Here is an 18,322-nt window from a genome sequence, read left to right on the forward strand (position 1 = left end):
TCTTAATTCTTCGCGACGGCCGGTTTTTCCGGGGCCGCCGCCTGGGGATCGCGCCAGCCTACGGCCAGGCCGTTGGCGTAGCGCAGATCGACCCGCGCGATATTGGTAATCTGGTCTTTCAAGGTCTTGTCATAGATGGCGATAAAGCGGCGCATCTTCGGCAGCAGGTCGTCCCGACCCAACAACAGTTCGATACCGGGGCCGGCATTGCTGGCACCGGTGGTCAGGAACCAGCTGCCACGTTCGCGCAATTCCAGCCGCGCAACGGAGAAACCCAGGGGCCGCAACATCTGACTGAGCACCTGGTATTGCTGCATCACCTGCTGTTGGGCCCGCTGGGGGCCAAACAACTGCGGCAGATGATCGTAATTAGCCAGTTCGCGCGGCGCGAACGCCTCGCCCTGGTTGTTGAGCAAGGCCGAGTCCCCCCAGCGGGCCACCGGCAATTGCTCTTCGAGACGGATCACCACCTGGTCGGGCCACACCCGGCGTACCTCGGCGTGGGCGATCCACGGCATGGTCTCGAGATCCGAGCGCATGGTGGTCAGGTCGATGGTGAAGAAACTGGAATTGAGGTAAGGCGCGATCCGCTGCTGCACCGCCTGCTGGCTGATGTAGCTGAGGTCGCCCTGGATGGCCACGTGGGCGATCGGACGGTCGGCATAGGGCATCAGGCGCTGGGCCCCTTCGTAGGTACCCAGGCCCAGCACCACCAGCAGCACCGGCCACATCAATTTGCGCAGGAAGCCGAAATTGGCCCGCGGCAGGCGCAGCGGTTCCTTTTCCACCATACGGCTGGCACCACGCGGCACCGGCTTGTTGCGGCCGATGGCGGGTGCGGACTGATGACGAATCGATGCGCCTTGCATGGTCTTAACCTCGCGCCTCAAGACTGTCGGCCAGGATCGCCAGCACCAACTGCTGGAAGTCCAGGCCGGCCGCCGCTGCCGCCATGGGGACCAGGCTGTGGTCGGTCATGCCTGGGGCCGTATTGACTTCGAGCAGCCAGAAACGGCCCTGCTCGTCCTGCATGACATCCACGCGGCCCCAACCGGCGATGCCGATGGCCTCGCAGGCACGGGCGCACAGGTCGATCAGCTCGCGTTCGCGGGCAGCGTCCAGGCCACAGGGGATGCGGTATTGGGTGTCGTTGGCGATGTACTTGGCGTCGTAGTCGTAGAACGTGTGCGGGGTGCCCAGGGCGATGGCCGGCAACATCTGGCCACGCAGGGTCGCCACGGTGAACTCCGGACCTTGAATCCATTGCTCGACCAGAACTTGCGAGTCGTAACTGCTGGCGGCCTGCCAGGCGACAATCAGCTCTTCAACGCTGCTCACCTTGGCCATGCCGATACTTGAACCTTCATGGGCCGGTTTGACGATCAAAGGGAAGCCCAGTTCCGTGCTCGCGTAAATACAGTCGGCTTCGCTGGCCAGCACAGCGTGCGCCGGGGTGGCAATGCCCAGGCTCTGCCACACCTGCTTGGTGCGCAGTTTGTCCATGGCCAGCGCCGACGCGAGGATGCCGCTGCCGGTATAGGGGATGCCCATGCATTCGAGCAGGCCCTGCATGCTGCCGTCTTCACCGCCGCGGCCGTGCAGGACGATAAAGGCGCGGTCGAACTTTTCGGTGCGCAGCAATTCCAGCAGGTCGTCGCCCACGTCGATACCAAAGGCGTTGACCCCGGCGTCGCGCAAGGCGTGCAGGCAGGCCTGGCCGGACTTCAGCGACACTTCGCGCTCGGCGCTCTTGCCGCCGTACAGCACCGCGACGCGGCCGAAATCCTCGGGCGCGACGGTCGAAAACAGCTGGGCGTAGCCGCTGTCGGAGTGTGGGGTGCTTACGCTCATTTCAACTTCCCTGCGGCTGCCACAGCGCCGGCGAATAACGGACTTTTCAACAATTGTGGAGCCAGCCCGCCGATATCCCCGGCGCCCTGGCACAGCAGAATGTCACCGGCGCGCAGCAGCGGCTTGACCAGTGGTGCGAGTTCGACGCCACGCTCGATGTAGATCGGGTCGACCTGGCCGCGCTGGCGGATGCTGCGCGCCAGCTGGCGGCTGTCGGCCCCGGGAATCGGCTCTTCACCGGCCGGGTAGACTTCCATCAGCAGCAGCACATTGGCGTCGGCCAGCACCTGGACGAAGTCGTCGTACAGGTCGCGGGTGCGGGTAAAGCGGTGCGGCTGGTAGACCATCACCAGTCGGCGCTCCGGCCAGCCACCACGTACCGCCTTGATCACCGCCGCCACTTCGGTGGGGTGGTGGCCGTAGTCGTCGACCAGCATCACGCTGCCATTCTCTACCGGCAGTTCGCCGTAGACCTGGAAGCGCCGGCCCACACCCTGGAAGCCCGAGAGCCCCTGGACGATGCCTTCGTCGCTGATGCCTTCGTCGGTGGCGATGGCGATGGTCGCCAAGGCGTTGAGCACGTTATGGTTGCCGGGCATGTTGACCGACACGTCAAGCGGCTCGCGGTCGCGCCGCAGCACGGTGAAATAGGTGCGCATGCCCTGCTGGCGAATATTGATGGCGCGCACGTCGGCCTGCTCGCTGACCCCGTAGGTCAGGGTCGGGCGGGCGATCTGCGGGAGAATCTCGCGCACCACCGGGTCGTCCAGGCAAACCACGGCCAGGCCGTAGAACGGCAGGTTGTGGAGGAACTCGACGAAGGTCTTCTTCAGTTTGTTGAAGTCGCCTTCGTAGGTCGCCATGTGATCGGCGTCGATGTTGGTGACCACGGCTACCAGCGGCTGCAGGTGCAGGAAGCTGGCGTCGCTTTCGTCGGCTTCGGCGATCAGGTAGCGGCTGGTGCCGAGCTGGGCATTGGTGCCGGCCGCATTCAGCCGGCCGCCGATGACGAAGGTCGGGTCCAGGCCACCGGCCGCGAACACCGAGGCGATCAGGCTGGTGGTGGTGGTCTTGCCGTGGGTGCCGGCGACGGCGATGCCGTGGCGATAGCGCATCAGCTCGGCGAGCATCTCGGCGCGAGGCACCACGGGGATGCGGCGCTCCAGCGCAGTGGCCACTTCCGGGTTGGAGGTATTGACCGCGCTGGAGACCACCAGCACGTCGGCGCGCGCGGCATTCTCGGCACGATGGCCGATGAAGATTTCCGCACCGAAGCTTTGCAGGCGCTCGGTTACGGCCGAGGCCTTGAGGTCGGAGCCGGACACCTGGTAACCCAGGTTGAGCAGTACTTCAGCGATGCCGCACATGCCCACGCCGCCGATACCGACGAAGTGAATGTGACGTATGCGGCGCATTTCCGGCTGGGGCATGGCGCGTTGGCTTTCAACCATGGGCCACCTCCAGGCAGACTTCGACCACGGTACGGGTAGCGTCGGGCTTGGCAAGGCGGCGTGCGGTGCGCGCCATGCTGTCGAGTTTTTCGGGTTGCATCAAAACCTCTTTCAGGCGCTCGGCCAGTTGCACGGCGCCCGTTGTCGCTTGTGGCATCAGGAAGGCAGCGCCTTCGCGAGCCAGATAATCGGCGTTATGGGTCTGGTGGTCGTCGATCGCATGGGGCAACGGCACCAGCAGCGACGGCAGGCCGGCAGCAGCCAGCTCGCTGACGGTCAGGGCGCCCGCGCGGCAGACCACCAGGTCGGCCCAGCCATAGGCCTGGGCCATGTCCTTGATGAAAGGCGCGACCTGCGCCTCGATGCCCACGTCGCGGTAGCGCTGGGCGGTGATTTCATCGTGTTGCTTGCCGGCCTGGTGAAACACCTCGGGGCGATACGCCTCGGGGACCTGGGCCAGCGCAGCGGGCAGCAGCTTGTTCAACGGCTCGGCGCCCAGGCTGCCACCCAGCACCAGCAGCCGCGGCTTGCGCCCGGCACGGGCCTGGCGCGGGGTTTCCAGAAACAGCTCGGGGCGCACCGGGTTGCCGGTGGTACGGCGCTTGGCCGACTTGCCGAAGGTTTCCGGGAAAGCTTCGCAGACCCGCGCGGCAAACGGCACCAGCATCCGATTGGCGGTACCGGCCACGGCGTTCTGTTCATGCACGATCACCGGCACGCCGCACAGCCGTGCCGCGAGGCCGCCAGGGCCGGTGACATAGCCGCCGAAGCCGACCACGCAGACCGGCTGCAGCTGGCCAATGATGCGCCGCGCCTGCAGCACGGCCTTGACGATCATCAGCGGCGCCTTGAGCAGCGACAGCTTGCTCTTGCCGCGCACGCCGCTGACCTGGATCAGGTGCAACGGCAGGCCCGCTGCCGGTACCAGCTCGTTCTCGATGCCGCGCGGCGTACCCAGCCAGTGCACGGCAAAGCCGCGCGCCTGGAATTCGCGGGCGCAGGCCAGGGCCGGGAACACATGGCCCCCGGTGCCGCCGGCCATGATCAGGACGTTACCGGCCACGCGGCACCTCCTCGGCGAAGTCGCTTTCCTTGAAGTCGGCTTCTTCGCTGCCCAGCGCCGCGCGGCTTTCCCACTCGATGCGCAGCAGCAGGCCCAGGCAGGCGCAGCAGATCACCAGCGAACTGCCGCCGTAGCTGAGAAACGGCAGGGTCAGGCCTTTGGTCGGCAGCAGGCCGACGTTCACGCCAATGTTGATCAGGAACTGGCCGATCCAGAGGAACGACAGCCCGTAGGCCACGTAGGCGGCGAAGAACTGCTTGGCGCGCTCGGCCCACAGGCCGATGTACAAGCCGCGGATACAGACGAACATGAACAGGGCCACGGTGCACAGCGAGCCGACCACGCCCAGCTCTTCGGCGAGCACCGAGAACACGAAGTCGGTGTGCGCTTCGGGCAGGTAGAACTGCTTCTGTACGCTGTTGCCCAGCCCCACACCCAGCCACTGGCCGCGGCCAAAAGCGATCAAGGCCTGGGTCAGCTGGTAGCCGGAGCCGAACTGATCGGCCCAGGGGTCGGTAAAGGTAATCAGACGCGCCATGCGGTAAGGCTGCGCCTGCACCAGCAGGAACACCGCACCCACCGCCAGCAGCACCATCAGGCCGAAGCGGAACAGGCCGACGCCGCCAAGGAACAGCATGGCCGCCGCGGCCCCCATCATGACCACGGTGGCGCCGAAGTCCGGCTCCATCAGCAGCAGGAAGGCCATGGGCAGCAACACCACGAAGGGCTTGAAGAAGCCCATCCAGGTTTCGCGAACCTCGGTCTGCCGGCGGATCAGGTAGCCGGCCAGGAAGATCACCACGAACACCTTGGCGATTTCCGACGGCTGCACGTTGAAGAAGCTGAAGCCGATCCAGCGCATCGAACCGTTCACTTCGCGGCCGATACCCGGCAACAGCACCGCCACCAGCAGGCCGAAGGCGCCCATCAGCATCCACCAGCCAAGGCGCTGCCAGGTGGCCACCGGGATCATCAGGGTGACGCCACAGGCGCCCAGGCCGAGCACCAGGTAGATCAGGTGGCGGATCATCATGTACAGCGGGTTGCCGGACTGCGCGGCAGCCACTTCCGAAGACGCCGAAGTGATCATTACCAGGCCCAGGCCGAGCAGCGCCAGGCAGCCGGCGAGCATGGGGAAGTCGACATCGATGCCGCGCCCGCTGATCAGCGGTGACGGGTAAGGCTTGATCACGCCAAGGATCATGACAAGGCCTCCACGGCCTGGGCGAACAGGCGCCCACGCTCTTCATAATTCTTGAACATGTCGAAACTCGCGCAGGCCGGCGACAGCAGCACGGCATCGCCTGGCTGGGCCAGTTCGGCGCCTCTGGCCACCGCTTCGTCAAGGCTGGCAACTCGTAGCGTAGGCACGCTGTCACCCACCGCGCCGGCGATCAGGTCGGCGTCGCGGCCCAGCAGGATCAGCGCCCGGCAGTGGGCCGCCACGGCGCCGCGCAAGCCACTGAAGTCAGCACCCTTGCCGTCGCCGCCGGCGATCAGCAGCAGTTTGCCGTCGATGTCAGCGCCCAGCCCCTCGATGGCGGCCAGCGCCGCGCCCACATTGGTGGCCTTGGAGTCGTCGTACCAGCTCACGCCGTCACGCTCGCGCAGCCACTGGCAGCGGTGCTCGAGGCCGGCGAACTGGCGCAGCGTCTCGAGCATGGGCGTGAACGGCAAGCCGACCGCGTGGCCGAGGGCCAGGGCCGCAAGCGCGTTGGCCTGATTGTGGCCACCACGGATTTTCAGTTCGCGCACCGACAGGAGTTTCTCGAACTCGAACGCCAGGTATTTTTCGCCGTTTTCCTCGATCAGGCCGAAGCCCTTGAAGTCAGGCTTGTTCAGGCCAAAGGTGAAGAACGGCAAGCCCTCGCCCCACAGCGGACGGCTCAGCGCATCCTGGCGATTCCACACCACCTGGCGCGCGCCACGGAAGATCCGGTGCTTGGCCAGGTGATAGGCCGGCAGGCCGCTGTAGCGGTCCATGTGGTCTTCGCTGACGTTGAGCACCGTGGCCACTTCGGCGTTGAGTTGATCGGTGGTTTCCAGCTGGAAGCTGGACAGCTCCACCACGTACAGCTCGACGTCATCGGCCAGCAGGTCCAACGCCGGCTCGCCGAGGTTGCCGCCCACGGCGACGCGCTTGCCGGCCGCAGCGGCCATCTGCCCGACCAGGGTGGTCACGGTGCTCTTGGCGTTGGAGCCGGTGATGGCCACGATCGGCGCCTGGGCATGGCGGGCGAACAGGTCGATGTCGCCGGACATCTTCACCCCGCGTGCCGCGGCCTGTTGCAGCGCAGGCGTGGCCAGGGCCAGGCCCGGGCTGACATAGAGCTCGTCGGCGCGGCAGAGAAACTCCACGTCCAGCTCGCCGCAGCGCACTTCCACCTGCGGATAGTCGCGCTGCAACGCCGCCAGTTCCGGCGGGTTGGGCCGAGTGTCAGCCACAGCAAAAGCCACGCCCCGGCGCGCCAGGAAGCGCACCAGGGACATACCGCTCTTGCCGAGGCCGACAACGATGCGGAAGTGGTCAGAAGCAATAAGAGACACTCGTTCTACCTCAGTTTCAGCGTGGCAAGGCCGACCAGCACCAGAATCACGGTGATGATCCAGAAACGCACGATCACCCGCGGCTCGGGCCAGCCTTTGAGTTCAAAGTGGTGGTGAATCGGCGCCATGCGAAACACGCGGCGCCCGGTGAGCTTGAAGGACGCGACCTGGATGACCACCGACAGGGTCTCCACCACGAAGATGCCGCCCATGATGAACAGGACGATTTCCTGTCGCACGATCACCGCAATGGTGCCCAGGGCAGCGCCCAGCGCCAGCGCGCCGACGTCGCCCATGAACACCTGGGCGGGATAGGTGTTGAACCACAGAAAGCCCAGGCCCGCGCCGATCAGCGCGCCGCAGAACACGATCAGCTCACCAGCACCCGGCACATACGGGATCAGCAGGTAATCGGCGAATTTGATGTTGCCCGAGAGGTAGCAGAAGATCCCCAGCGCACCGCCCACCAGTACCGTCGGCAGGATGGCGAGGCCGTCCAGGCCATCAGTGAGGTTGACCGCGTTGCTCGAACCGACGATGACGAAATAGGTCAGCACCACGAAGAACGCGCCCAACGGGATGCTGGCATCCTTGAGCATCGGGATGATCAGCGTGGTTTCCACCGCCGACGGCGCGCTGTGGTACAGAAACAGCGCAGCGCCGAGGCCGAACACCGATTGCCAGAAATACTTCCAGCGGCTGGGCAGGCCGCGCGAGTTCTTTTCGATCACCTTGCGGTAGTCGTCGACCCAGCCGATGCCGCCGAACAGCAGGGTCACCAGCAGCACCACCCACACATAACGGTTGGACAGGTCAGCCCAGAGCAGGGTCGCGATGGTGATCGCCGACAGGATCAGCGCGCCACCCATGGTTGGCGTGCCGGATTTCTTGAGGTGCGATTCCGGGCCGTCGTTACGCACGGCCTGGCCAATCTGGCGAATCTGCAAGGTGCGGATCATCCATGGGCCCAGCCACAGGGCCAGCGACAACGCGGTCAACACACCTAAAATCCCGCGCAGGGTCAGGTATTGAAAGACCGCGAAGCCTTTGTAGAACTGTTGCAGATACTCCGCCAGCAGCAGCAGCATTAATGTGTCTCCCCGCCAGATCCGCACAAGGCCGCCACGACGTGTTCCATGGCAGCGCTGCGCGAACCCTTGATCAAGATTGTGGTAGTGGAATCCTGCTCGGCGCCCAGCGCCGCGATCAGTTCTGCTTGTGTGGCGAAGTGCCGGCCCTGACTGCCGAAAGCCTTCACCGCATGGGCCATCAACGGCCCGGTGGCGTACAGGGCCGAGACCTTGCCAACGGCGTATTCGCCGACTTCGCGATGGCCTTGCTCGGCCCAGTCGCCCAGTTCGCCGATGTCACCCAGCACCAGCACGGTGCGGCCGCCGAAGGCCGCGAGGATGTCAATGGCGGCGCACACCGAGGTCGGGTTGGCGTTGTAGCTGTCGTCGATCACCCGCACGCCGCTGCCGGCCAGCTGCGCAACGGTGCGGCCCTTGACCGGCTTGACGCTGTCCAGGCCGGCGGCAATACCGGCCAGCGAGATGCCCATGGCCTTGGCGCAAGCGGCAGCGGCCAGGGCGTTGCGCACGTTGTGCACACCGAGCAGGTTGAGCTGCACCGGTGCCGAACCGTCCGGCCCGTGCAAGGTGAAACCCGGGCAACCACGGGCATCGAGGGTCAGCTCGCTGGCGTGGAAGTCGGCGCGCTCATCGCTCAGGGCGAAGGTCAGCAGCGCGTGGCGGCCGGCGCGCGCCTTCCAGCGGGCGAACGCCTTGTCGTCGAGGTTGAGCACGGCGGTGCCGCCAGGCTGCAGGCCCTCGAGGATCTCGCCCTTGGCTTCGACGATCTTGTCCGGCCCACCGAATTCGCCGACGTGGGCGGTGCCGGCGTTGTTGATCAGCACCACGTGCGGTTTGGTCAAGCCGACGGTGTAGGCGATTTCGCCGACGCGCGAGGCGCCCAGTTCGATCACCGCAGCGCTGTGCTCGCGCTCCAGTTGCAGCAGTGTCAGCGGTGCGCCGAGGTCGTTGTTGAGGTTGCCACGGGTGGCCAATACCGGGCCAGCCGTGCGCAGGATGGCGGCGAGCATTTCCTTGACTGTGGTCTTTCCGCTGGAGCCGGTGATGGCGGCAACCTTGTGAGTGAACGCGGCGCGATTCAGCGCACCCAGCTGGCCGAGAGCCAGGCGAGTGTCGGCCACCACCAGTTGCGGCAGCGGGGCATTCGGCACTTCGCGCTGCACCAGGGCGGCCACCGCGCCTTTTTGCGCGACCTGTTCGAGGTAATCGTGGCCATCGAAGCGTGGGCCGACCAAGGCGATGAACAGATCACCGACATCGAGGCCGCGGCTGTCGATGCTGACCGCGTCGAAACTGCAGTCGGCACCGACCAAGCGCGCATTCAGCGGGCCGGTCAATTGGCTGAGGGTCATGGCATCAAGCATGTTCGGCCTCCCAGGCAGCCAGGGCTTTCTCGGCCTCGAGCAAGTCGGAGAAAGGGTGGCGCACGCCGTCGATCTCTTGATAGTCCTCGTGCCCTTTGCCGGCCAGGACGATCACGTCGTCGGCAGCGGCAGCCGCGATCAGCTGCGCGATCGCAGCGCCACGCCCGGCAATGAACTGGGCGGCATCGGCATTCGTGAAGCCTGGGCGAATGTCAGCGAAGATCGCCTCGGGCACTTCGCTGCGCGGGTTGTCATCGGTGACCACCACGCGATCGGCCAGACGCTCGGCCACTTCAGCCATCAACGGGCGCTTGCCGCGATCACGATCGCCGCCGCAGCCGAACAGGCAGGCAAGCCTGCCACGGGCATGCGGGCGCAGGGTCTGCAGGACTTTTTCCAGGGCGTCCGGGGTGTGCGCATAGTCGACCACCACCAGCGGGCGCTGGCCGCCGCCCAGGCGCTGGATGCGCCCTGCCGGCCCTTGCAGGCCCGGCAACACCTTGAGAATGTCGTCCAGCGGAAATTCCAGTGCGAGCAAGGCGCCGACCACGGCCAGCAGGTTGCTCAGGTTGAAGCGACCCAGCAGGCCACTGACCAGGCTGTGCTCGCCCTGGGCGGTGACCAGGATCGCGCGCACGCCAGCGTCACTGAACTGCATGTCGCGGCAATGAAGCGTGGCGGCCGGATCTTCCAGGCTGTAGCTGATCACCCGGCCAACGGCATCCCGGGCCAACTGCTGGCCAAAGGCGTCGTCCAGATTGAGCACCTGGCACTTCACGCTCGGCCAGGCAAACAGCTGCGCCTTGGCTTCGGCGTAGGCCTGCATGCTGCCGTGGTAGTCCAGATGGTCGCGGGACAGGTTGGTCAGCACAGCAATGTCGAACGCCAGCGCCGCCACGCGCCCCTGGTGCAGGGCGTGGGACGACACTTCCATGGCCACGGCCTTGGCCCCGGCCTTTCGCAGGTCGTTGAGGGTCGCCTGCACCGCCACCGGGTCCGGGGTGGTCAGGCGCCCGCTCTGCAGCGCGCCGTAAAAACCGGTGCCCAGCGTGCCGATCAGCCCGCAATGGCGACCCAACTGGTCAAGGGCCTGGGCCAACAGCTGGGTGACGCTGGTCTTGCCGTTGGTGCCGGTGACTCCGATCAGGTCGAGCATGCGGCTCGGCTCGCCGTAGAAGCGCCCGGCGATGTCCGACAGCTGCGCGATCAGGCCCTTGACCGGAATCAGCGGGACGTCGGTGAACGGCAGCACCGTGGCGCCTTCGGCCTCATAGGCCACCGCGGCGGCGCCATGTTGCAGGGCATCGACGATGTGCTCGCGGCCATCGACCACCGCGCCGGGCACGGCGAGAAACAGGTCGCCGGGGCGAACCACGCGGCTGTCCAGGCTCAGCTCACGGATCAACGGATCATGGCCGGCCTGGGGGAAAAGTTTGTTCAGGGGCATGGACATCAGCCGCGCCCTCCTTTATTGGCCAGCGGCACAGCAACCGGCGCAGGCGCCGCATTGGCCTGCTGTTGCGGGGTGGCGACGATGTTGTCAGGGGTGACGTTCATCAGGCGCAGCGTGCCCGACATCACCTTGCTGAACACCGGCGCGGAAACCAGGCCACCGAAGTAACCGGCCTTGCTCGGTTCGTCGATGACCACCACCACGGCGTAGCGCGGGTTGCTCATCGGGCCGAAGCCGGCGAACAGCGAGCGGTAGGCGTTTTCGGTGTAACCCTTGGAGCCGACCGTGGCTTTACGGGCGGTACCCGACTTGCCGGCCACGTGATAGCCCGGCACGCGCGCACGGTAGACGCCACGCGGGTCCTCGATCACCTGCTGCATCATGCCCTGCAGGGTCTTGGCGATATTCTCCGGCATGACTTGGGTGGCCACCGGCGGCTCGTCGGTCTTGAGAATGGTCAGGGGCAGGATCTTGCCGTTGTTGGCGATCGCCGAGTAGGCGTGCACCAGCTGCAGCGCGGTCACCGACAGGCCATAGCCATAGGACAGCGTGGCGGTTTCGGCCGGGTGCCACTCGCGGTGGTTGGGCAGGTTGCCGACGCGCTCGCCGGGGAAGCCCAGGCCGGTGTACTGGCCCAGACCCACGGCGGACATGGCGCGGTAGATGCTCTCGCCGCCGATGTCGAAGGCTACCTTGCTCATGCCGACGTTACTGGAGTTGATCAGGATGCCGGTGAGGTCCAGTACTGGCCCTTCGGTCTTGGTCACGTCCTTGATGGTGTAGCGGCCGATCTGCAGGGAGCCCGGGTACACGGTGACCTTGTCGGTGGGTTTCCAGCGGCCGCTTTCCAATGCTGCGCTCATGGAGATCGGCTTCATGGTCGAGCCAGGCTCGAACACGTCGATGATTGCCCGATTGCGCATGGCCGCCGGGACCATGGTGCGACGGTTGTTCGGGTTGTAGGTGGGCATGTTGACCATGGCCAGCACTTCGCCGGTCTTCACGTCCATGATCACCAGGCTGCCGGCCTTGGCGTCCTGCTCGGCAATTGCGTTGCGCAGCTCGCGGGTAGCCAGGTATTGCAGCCGCAGGTCAATGGACAAGGCCAGGGTTTTCCCGGCCTTGGCGTTCTTGGTCACCTGTACGTCCTTGATCAGCCGGCCGCGCCGGTCCTTGATCACCTGACGCCGACCCGGCACGCCGGCCAGCCACTCGTCATAGGCCAGTTCCACGCCTTCACGGCCGTGGTCGTCCAGGTCGGTAAAGCCGACCATATGCGCGGCAACGTCGCCGGCCGGATAGAAACGACGAAATTCCTCGATGCCGTAGACACCGGGAACCTTGAGGTCGAGCACCGACTGGCCCTGCTCGGGGGTCAGGCCGCGGACCAGGTAGATGAACTCCTTGGTCGCCGAGGCTTCGAGGCGCTCATTGAGCGACTTGGCGTCCTGGCCCAAGGCCGCAGCCAGCGCCGGCCACTTGTCCTTGCCCTGCTGCATTTCCTTGGGGTTGGCCCACAGCGTGGTGACCGGGGTGCTGACCGCCAGGGGTTCGCCGTTGCGATCAGTGATGACCCCACGGTGCGCCGGTATCGGGATGTAGCGCATGCTGCGCGCATCGCCCTGACCGATCAGGAACTCGCGGTCGATGACCTGCAGGTCGACGATGCGCCAGCTGATGGCCAGCACCATGATCGACAGCAGGCCGACCATGACGCGGAAACGCCACGGGTAAAGAGCGCCTTCGAGCTTCATCATGGCGCCACCATGCGGATTTCGGCGGCATCGGGGATGCGCATCTTCAATTGGTCGGCGGCCAGGGTCTCGATGCGGCTATGGGCGGTCCAGGTGCTCTGTTCGAGGATCAGCCGGCCCCACTCGGCCTGGGCCTTGTCACGCTCGTTGAGCTCGGTGTACAGCGTGTTGACCAGCTGGCGATTGAGGTGCGCGCTGTAGGCCACGCCGATCGCCGAAATCAGCACGCCAAGAAACAGCAGCAGCATGAGGAAGCTGCCACCTGGCAACGGCTTGAAGGCTGACTTGCTCAACGCAGCTTCTCCGCCACACGCATGACCGCACTGCGCGAACGCGGGTTGGCCTTGAGCTCGGCCTCGCCGGCGAACTGCGCCTTGCCGTGGATGCGAATGAACGGCTCGAACGCCTCGAAACGCACGGGCAGGTTGCGCGGCAGGTTGTCGGCCTCACCCTTGGCCAGCTTGCGCATGAACAGCTTGACGATACGGTCTTCAAGCGAATGGAAGCTGATGACCACCAGTCGACCGCCGACACGCAGGGCAGCCAACGCCGCAGCGAGACCCGCCTCGAGGTCGGCGAGCTCGTTGTTGACGTGGATACGCAGGCCCTGAAAGGCGCGTGTGGCCGGGTTCTTGCCTTTTTCCCAGGCGGGGTTGGCAACCTTGAGCACTTCGGCGAGGTCGGCAGTGCGCTCGAACGGCTGGGTCGCGCGGCGCTCGACCACAGCGCGGGCCATGCGCTTGGCAAAACGCTCTTCGCCGTACTCCTTGAACACCCGGGCGATTTCTTCCTCCGGGGCATCGGCGATGAACTGCGCAGCGCTGACGCCGCGGGTGGGGTCCATGCGCATGTCCAGCGGGCCGTCGTTCATGAAGCTGAAGCCGCGCTCGGCATCGTCCAGCTGCGGCGACGACACGCCGAGGTCGAGCAGGATGCCGTCGACCTGGCCGGCCATGCCGCGTGCGGCCACTTCGGCGCCCAGCTCGGCAAAACTGCGCTGCACAATGACAAAGCGGCCGTCTTCGGCCGCCAGCGCTTGCCCGGTGGCAATCGCTTGGGGATCTTTGTCGAATCCCACCAGGCTGCCCTGCGGCCCGAGGTGGCTGAGGATCAGCCGGCTGTGGCCACCGCGCCCGAACGTACCATCGAGGTAGCGGCCATCCGCGCGCACGTCCAGAGCCTCGACGGCTTCGTCGAGCAGCACGGTGATGTGGTTGTAGCCGCTCTTTATAGTCACAGAATCAAATCACGCAGTTCGTCGGGTATGGCACCCGGTTGTTGAATAGCTGCCAGATCCGCTGCCGCAACAGCGTTCCAGGTGTCTTCGTCCCACAATTGAAACTTGTTCAGCTGGCCGACCAGCATGGCCTTCTTGTCCAGCTTGGCGTGCTCGCGCAGGCGCGGAGGCACGAGGAAGCGGCCGCTGCCGTCCAGTTCCAGGTCGACCGCGTTACCGATCAACAGGCGCTGCAGCCGGCGCACGCTTTCATGCTGCGATGGCAGGGCGCGAAGCTTGGCTTCGATCGCTTCCCATTCATCCAGCGGATAGACACACAGGCAGGGGTCAATGGTGTCGACAGTGATGATCAACTGGCCGGAACTCTTCGAATCAAGCTCGTCGCGATACCGGCTCGGCATGGCGAGCCGACCCTTCGCATCGAGGCTGATCGGATTTGCTCCACGAAACACAGTCGCGCCACCTCAGGAATTGACTCGATTTTGGAAAAAGCCGCCGAAAAAACCCACTTTATGCCACTTTCCTCCACCCGCGCACACTATAGGAATGCGCCCACCACACCGTCAAGGCGCGGACGACGGGAAAACCCTTATAGATCGGAGATTTAGGACACGAAAAGCAACGATGAGGGTGTTTAGGACGAGGGAATGAGCGATAAAAGCGTTTGAGTTCAATTAGCTACGAGGCACACTTGATGTAATTTATTAACTTTAAGATCTTTTCGATCTTACGATCCGGGGGTCTGCTATCGATTCAAGCAGGGGAGGAAATAGGTGGAGAGTCGATCTGTAAGCCGGGTTTTGTCGAGGACAGTCATTCCTCTACGATGGCCATCACTGGACACCTCTAGCAACCTACCCGGTTCCAACGCGGGCCGCGCCATGTGGAACCCTATTTGGTCTTGCTCCCAGTGGGGTTTGCCTTGCCACGCACTGTTACCAGACGTGCGGTGCGCTCTTACCGCACCTTTTCACCCTTACCGGCGCTTGCGCGCTTAGGCGGTTATTTTCTGTGGCACTTTCCGTAGGCTCACGCCTCCCAGGTGTTACCTGGCACTGCGCCCTATGGAGCCCGGACTTTCCTCCCCCCTTTTTTGCGGAACAAAAAAAGGCAGCGACTGTCCGATCGACTCTCCGGCGCGCAGGTTAACGACATGGTGCGAGGGGGGCAAGCTTTATTGGCCTGATGACCCGCCATTGGTCCAACACCGGGCAGTCATGCCGCAGGTCGTGCCCTCAGCCCTTCTGCTTCTCCAGGGCCACCTGGTACAGCAGGTTCTTGCGCACCCCGGTGATCTCGGCCGCCAGCGCCGCCGCGCGCTTTAGGGGCAACTCGGCCAGCAGCAGGTCGAGCACCCGCATCACCTCGGCACTGACCGCCTCCTCGGCTTGCGGCGCGGTCCAGCCAGCCACCAGCACGACACACTCGCCGCGCTGCTGGTTGCTGTCTGCCTCCACGAACGCGCGCAGCTCGCTCAATGGCAGACCCTTCAAGGTCTCGAAGGCCTTGGTCATCTCACGCGCCAATAGCGCCGGCCGGTCACCGCCAAACACCGCCTCCATATCCTGCAGGCATTCGAGAATGCGGTGCGGCGCCTCGTAGAAAATAAGCGTACGCGGCTCTTCGCGCACCTGCTCCAGGCGCGCACGGCGGCCCACTGCCTTGGCCGGCAGGAAACCCTCGAAGATGAACCGGTCGGACGGCAACCCGGCGGCCGACAAGGCCGCGATCAAGGCACAGGGCCCCGGCACCGGCACGACCGGGATGCCCGCAGCCCGAACCTGACGCACCAGGTGATAACCCGGATCGGAAATCAGCGGCGTTCCCGCATCAGAAATCAGCGCAACGTCCTCGCCCGCCTGCAACTTGGCCAGGAAACGGCTGCCCTCCTCACGCTCATTGTGCTCGTGACAGGCAGCCAACGGCGTACCTATGCCGAAGTGTTGCATCAACCGGATCGAGTGCCGGGTGTCCTCCGCCGCGATCAGCGCCACGTCGCTCAGCACCTTGAGCGCGCGTGCACTCATGTCGTCGAGATTACCGATGGGAGTCGCCACCACATAAAGTGTGCCAGTGGTGGAATTCAAAGCGCCCGGAGCAGTCACAGCACACACCTTTCGTTCAGCAAAAGCGCATTCTACATAATCACGCTGCCGAGACAGGAAATGCGTGGTGGGCAGTCGCTGACACGAAAGGTAAAGCCTCAATCACCAGCAAGATCGCGCCCCGGCCAGTGCTTGGGTACAATCGAGCGTCTTTATGCCCGCGTATCAGGAAAACCTACATGATTGCTTGTCTGCGGCTGTTCTCCGCTCTCTGTCTCGCAGCCCTGCTGGCCGCGTGCGCCAGCTCGCCTTCATCGAACCTGGGCGAACTGCCGCGCACCCCTGACGCCAGCATCGAGCAGCTGCTGCAGCAAGCCGACAGCAGCAAGACACCAGAACAAGGCGCACTGCTGCGGCTCAACGCAGCCCAGCTGGCTTACCAGCAGAAAGACAACAACCGCGCCGCGCAGATTCTCGCCCAGGTCAAGCTGGACGTGCTCAAGCCGGGCCCGCAGGTGATCGCCAGCACCCTGGCTGCCGAGCTCGCCCTGAGCCGCAATGACGCCAAGGGCGCTCTCGCCGCCCTGAGCCATCCCAGCCTCGGCCGCCTGAGTGAGCTGCCGGTCGAGCAGCAGGTCCAGACTCAACTGGTTCGCGCCAAGGCACTGGAAGCCGACGGGCAGATCCTCGCCGCCGCGCGTGAGCGCGTGTTCATCGCGCCGATGCTCAGCGGCGAGCAAGCCGCGAGCAACCACGAAGCCATCTGGAGCCTGGTCGCCGCACTGCCGGCCGACCAACTGCAAGGTGCTGGCAACGACGAATTCGGCGGCTGGCTGAGCCTGGCCCTGGCGGTCAAGAACGGCGCCAGCCTGGAACAACAGCAGAGCGCCATCGACACCTGGAAAGCGCAGCACCCTGACCACCCAGCCGCCCGGCAACTGCCGGCACCGCTGGTCAAGCTCAAGGAGCTGGCCAGCCAGCCGCTGAGCAAGATCGTTCTGCTGCTGCCCCAGGAAGGCCAGCTGGCCAGCGTTGGCCGCGCCTTGCGCGACGGCTTCATGGCGGCGGACTTCCAGGCCCAGCAGGCCGGAGTCAAGACTCCGACCATCGAGGTGGTGGACAGCTCGCGACTAACCTCCCTGGACGATTTCTACCGCCAGGCCCAGGCCGCGGGTGCACAGCTGGTGGTCGGCCCGCTGGAGAAGCCGCTGGTCAAGCAACTGGCCGGGCGGGCGCAACTGCCCATCAACACCCTTGCCCTGAATTACAGCGACACCAACCAGGCCGGCCCGCCACAGCTGTTCCAGTTCGGCCTGGCCGCTGAAGACGAAGCGCGCGAAGTCTCCCGACGTGCCCGCGCCGATGGCCGTCACAGCGCCGTGGCCCTGGTGCCCAAGGGCGAATGGGGCGACCGCGTGCTGGCCGCCTTCCGCCAGGACTGGGAAGCCAATGGCGGCACCCTGCTGGGCGCTGAACGGGTCGATCAGCCGGTGGCGCTGGCCCAGCAGATCGAGCGCCTGTTCCAGGTGCGCGGCCAGGCCAATGGCAGCCTGCAGAGCGGCCAGGCGCAGCCGAGCCGCCGCCAGGATGTCGACTTCATCTTCCTTGCCGCCACGCCGCAGCAGGCCCAGCAGATCAAGCCCACGCTCAACTACCAGTACGCCGGTGACGTGCCAGTGTATGCCACGTCCCACGTATACAGCGCCAGCGGCGACCAGGCGCAATACAACGACATGAACGGCATCCAGTTCTGCGAAACTCCGTGGCTGCTGGACACAACTGGCGCCCTGCACCAGCAGGTCACCCGGCAATGGCCGCAGGCGGCCAGCAGCCTGGGTCGCCTGTACGCCATGGGCGTCGATGCCTTCGCCCTGACCTCGCGCCTGCAGCAGCTCAAGGCCCTGCCCGACAACCGCATTCCGGGCGCTTCCGGCAGCCTGGGGCTGGGCCCGAACCAGCGTATCGATCGCCAGCTGCCCTGGGCACAGTTCGACGCGCGCCAGATCAAGCGCTTGGCCGACACCGCGCCCTGATGGCCAGTGCCTCGCCTCGGCAGGCCGGCCAGGCCGCTGAGCAGCAGGCCCTGGACTATCTCCAGGCCCAGGGCCTGCAACTGCTGCAGCGCAACTGGATGTGCAAGGGAGGAGAGCTTGATCTGGTCATGATGGATGGCGATACAGTAGTATTCGTCGAAGTTCGTTACCGGCGTCATGCGCAATGGGGCGGCGCCCTGGAGAGCATCGATGCGCGCAAACGCGGTCGGCTGATCCTCGCCGCCCAACGGTTTCTGCAAACACAAAGTCAGTGGCAGGATTCGCCGTGCCGCTTCGACGTCGTCGCTCTGGAAGGCAACGCGCGAATCGGCCAGCCCGTGCAGTGGCTGACCAACGCCTTCGACTGCTGACTGCTTTTCGCTTTTCGCTTTGCGGGCTGCACATTCATGTGCCGGGACCACGCCAGGAAGAC

General features: G+C 65.2%; 16 protein-coding genes and 1 other RNA gene. 2 read left to right on the forward strand and 15 right to left on the reverse strand.

What is annotated here, in order from left to right:
* Window positions 1-2: 2 nt before the first annotated feature.
* From SFA35_RS21610 to rsmI, 15 genes are all read right to left on the reverse strand, one after another.
* Window positions 3-869: a cell division protein FtsQ/DivIB gene (locus tag SFA35_RS21610; RefSeq protein WP_320572544.1), complete on the reverse strand. Its 867-nt coding sequence runs from the start codon at window positions 867-869 to the stop codon at window positions 3-5.
* A 4-nt stretch (window positions 870-873) separates the two neighbouring features.
* Window positions 874-1,851 (reverse strand): D-alanine--D-alanine ligase, encoded by a 978-nt coding sequence (locus SFA35_RS21615; RefSeq protein ID WP_320572545.1) that lies wholly within the window; start codon window positions 1,849-1,851, stop codon window positions 874-876.
* Window positions 1,848-3,302, reverse strand: coding sequence for a UDP-N-acetylmuramate--L-alanine ligase (murC, locus tag SFA35_RS21620; protein ID WP_320572546.1), 1,455 nt, complete (start codon window positions 3,300-3,302; stop codon window positions 1,848-1,850). The genes SFA35_RS21615 and murC overlap by 4 nt, the downstream gene beginning before the upstream one ends.
* Complete coding sequence (murG, locus tag SFA35_RS21625) at window positions 3,295-4,365, reverse strand: undecaprenyldiphospho-muramoylpentapeptide beta-N-acetylglucosaminyltransferase (protein ID WP_320572547.1); 1,071 nt, start codon at window positions 4,363-4,365, stop codon at window positions 3,295-3,297. The genes murC and murG overlap by 8 nt, the downstream gene beginning before the upstream one ends.
* Window positions 4,355-5,566, reverse strand: a complete 1,212-nt coding sequence (ftsW, locus tag SFA35_RS21630) for a putative lipid II flippase FtsW (protein WP_320579170.1) — start codon at window positions 5,564-5,566, stop codon at window positions 4,355-4,357. Before ftsW ends, murG begins: the two co-directional genes overlap by 11 nt.
* Window positions 5,566-6,912: a UDP-N-acetylmuramoyl-L-alanine--D-glutamate ligase gene (murD, locus tag SFA35_RS21635; protein WP_320572548.1), complete on the reverse strand. Its 1,347-nt coding sequence runs from the start codon at window positions 6,910-6,912 to the stop codon at window positions 5,566-5,568. Before murD ends, ftsW begins: the two co-directional genes overlap by 1 nt.
* Before the next feature lie 5 nt (window positions 6,913-6,917).
* Window positions 6,918-8,000 (reverse strand): phospho-N-acetylmuramoyl-pentapeptide-transferase, encoded by a 1,083-nt coding sequence (gene mraY / locus SFA35_RS21640; RefSeq protein WP_320572549.1) that lies wholly within the window; start codon window positions 7,998-8,000, stop codon window positions 6,918-6,920.
* Window positions 8,000-9,367: a UDP-N-acetylmuramoyl-tripeptide--D-alanyl-D-alanine ligase gene (locus tag SFA35_RS21645; protein WP_320572550.1), complete on the reverse strand. Its 1,368-nt coding sequence runs from the start codon at window positions 9,365-9,367 to the stop codon at window positions 8,000-8,002. Before SFA35_RS21645 ends, mraY begins: the two co-directional genes overlap by 1 nt.
* Entirely contained in the window at window positions 9,360-10,820 is a 1,461-nt protein-coding gene (locus tag SFA35_RS21650; RefSeq protein WP_320572551.1) for a UDP-N-acetylmuramoyl-L-alanyl-D-glutamate--2,6-diaminopimelate ligase, read from the reverse strand. The genes SFA35_RS21645 and SFA35_RS21650 overlap by 8 nt, the downstream gene beginning before the upstream one ends.
* Window positions 10,820-12,574, reverse strand: a complete 1,755-nt coding sequence (locus SFA35_RS21655) for a penicillin-binding protein 2 (RefSeq protein ID WP_320579171.1) — start codon at window positions 12,572-12,574, stop codon at window positions 10,820-10,822. Before SFA35_RS21655 ends, SFA35_RS21650 begins: the two co-directional genes overlap by 1 nt.
* Entirely contained in the window at window positions 12,574-12,822 is a 249-nt protein-coding gene (gene ftsL, locus SFA35_RS21660) for a cell division protein FtsL (RefSeq protein WP_414058558.1), read from the reverse strand. Before ftsL ends, SFA35_RS21655 begins: the two co-directional genes overlap by 1 nt.
* 41 nt (window positions 12,823-12,863) lie before the next feature.
* Window positions 12,864-13,811 carry a 16S rRNA (cytosine(1402)-N(4))-methyltransferase RsmH gene (rsmH, locus tag SFA35_RS21665; RefSeq protein ID WP_414058431.1) on the reverse strand — a complete coding sequence of 316 codons (948 nt, stop codon included), beginning with the start codon at window positions 13,809-13,811 and terminating at the stop codon, window positions 12,864-12,866.
* The gene (mraZ, locus tag SFA35_RS21670; protein WP_320572553.1) at window positions 13,808-14,263 is read right to left on the reverse strand and encodes a division/cell wall cluster transcriptional repressor MraZ; all 456 of its coding nucleotides are present in this window, start codon (window positions 14,261-14,263) and stop codon (window positions 13,808-13,810) included. The genes rsmH and mraZ overlap by 4 nt, the downstream gene beginning before the upstream one ends.
* 321 nt (window positions 14,264-14,584) lie before the next feature.
* An RNA gene (gene rnpB, locus SFA35_RS21675) (RNase P RNA component class A) lies at window positions 14,585-14,944 on the reverse strand.
* Window positions 14,945-15,046: 102 nt separating this feature from the next.
* Complete coding sequence (gene rsmI, locus SFA35_RS21680; protein WP_320579174.1) at window positions 15,047-15,838, reverse strand: 16S rRNA (cytidine(1402)-2'-O)-methyltransferase; 792 nt, start codon at window positions 15,836-15,838, stop codon at window positions 15,047-15,049.
* A gap of 257 nt (window positions 15,839-16,095) precedes the next feature.
* Between rsmI and SFA35_RS21685 the strand changes: the two genes are divergently transcribed.
* The gene (locus tag SFA35_RS21685; RefSeq protein ID WP_320572554.1) at window positions 16,096-17,889 is read left to right on the forward strand and encodes a penicillin-binding protein activator; all 1,794 of its coding nucleotides are present in this window, start codon (window positions 16,096-16,098) and stop codon (window positions 17,887-17,889) included.
* Complete coding sequence (locus SFA35_RS21690; RefSeq protein WP_320572555.1) at window positions 17,889-18,260, forward strand: YraN family protein; 372 nt, start codon at window positions 17,889-17,891, stop codon at window positions 18,258-18,260. The genes SFA35_RS21685 and SFA35_RS21690 overlap by 1 nt, the downstream gene beginning before the upstream one ends.
* Window positions 18,261-18,322 lie beyond the last annotated feature (62 nt).

The organism is Pseudomonas sp. HR96 (assembly GCF_034059295.1).
Taxonomy (GTDB): Bacteria; Pseudomonadota; Gammaproteobacteria; order Pseudomonadales; family Pseudomonadaceae; genus Aquipseudomonas.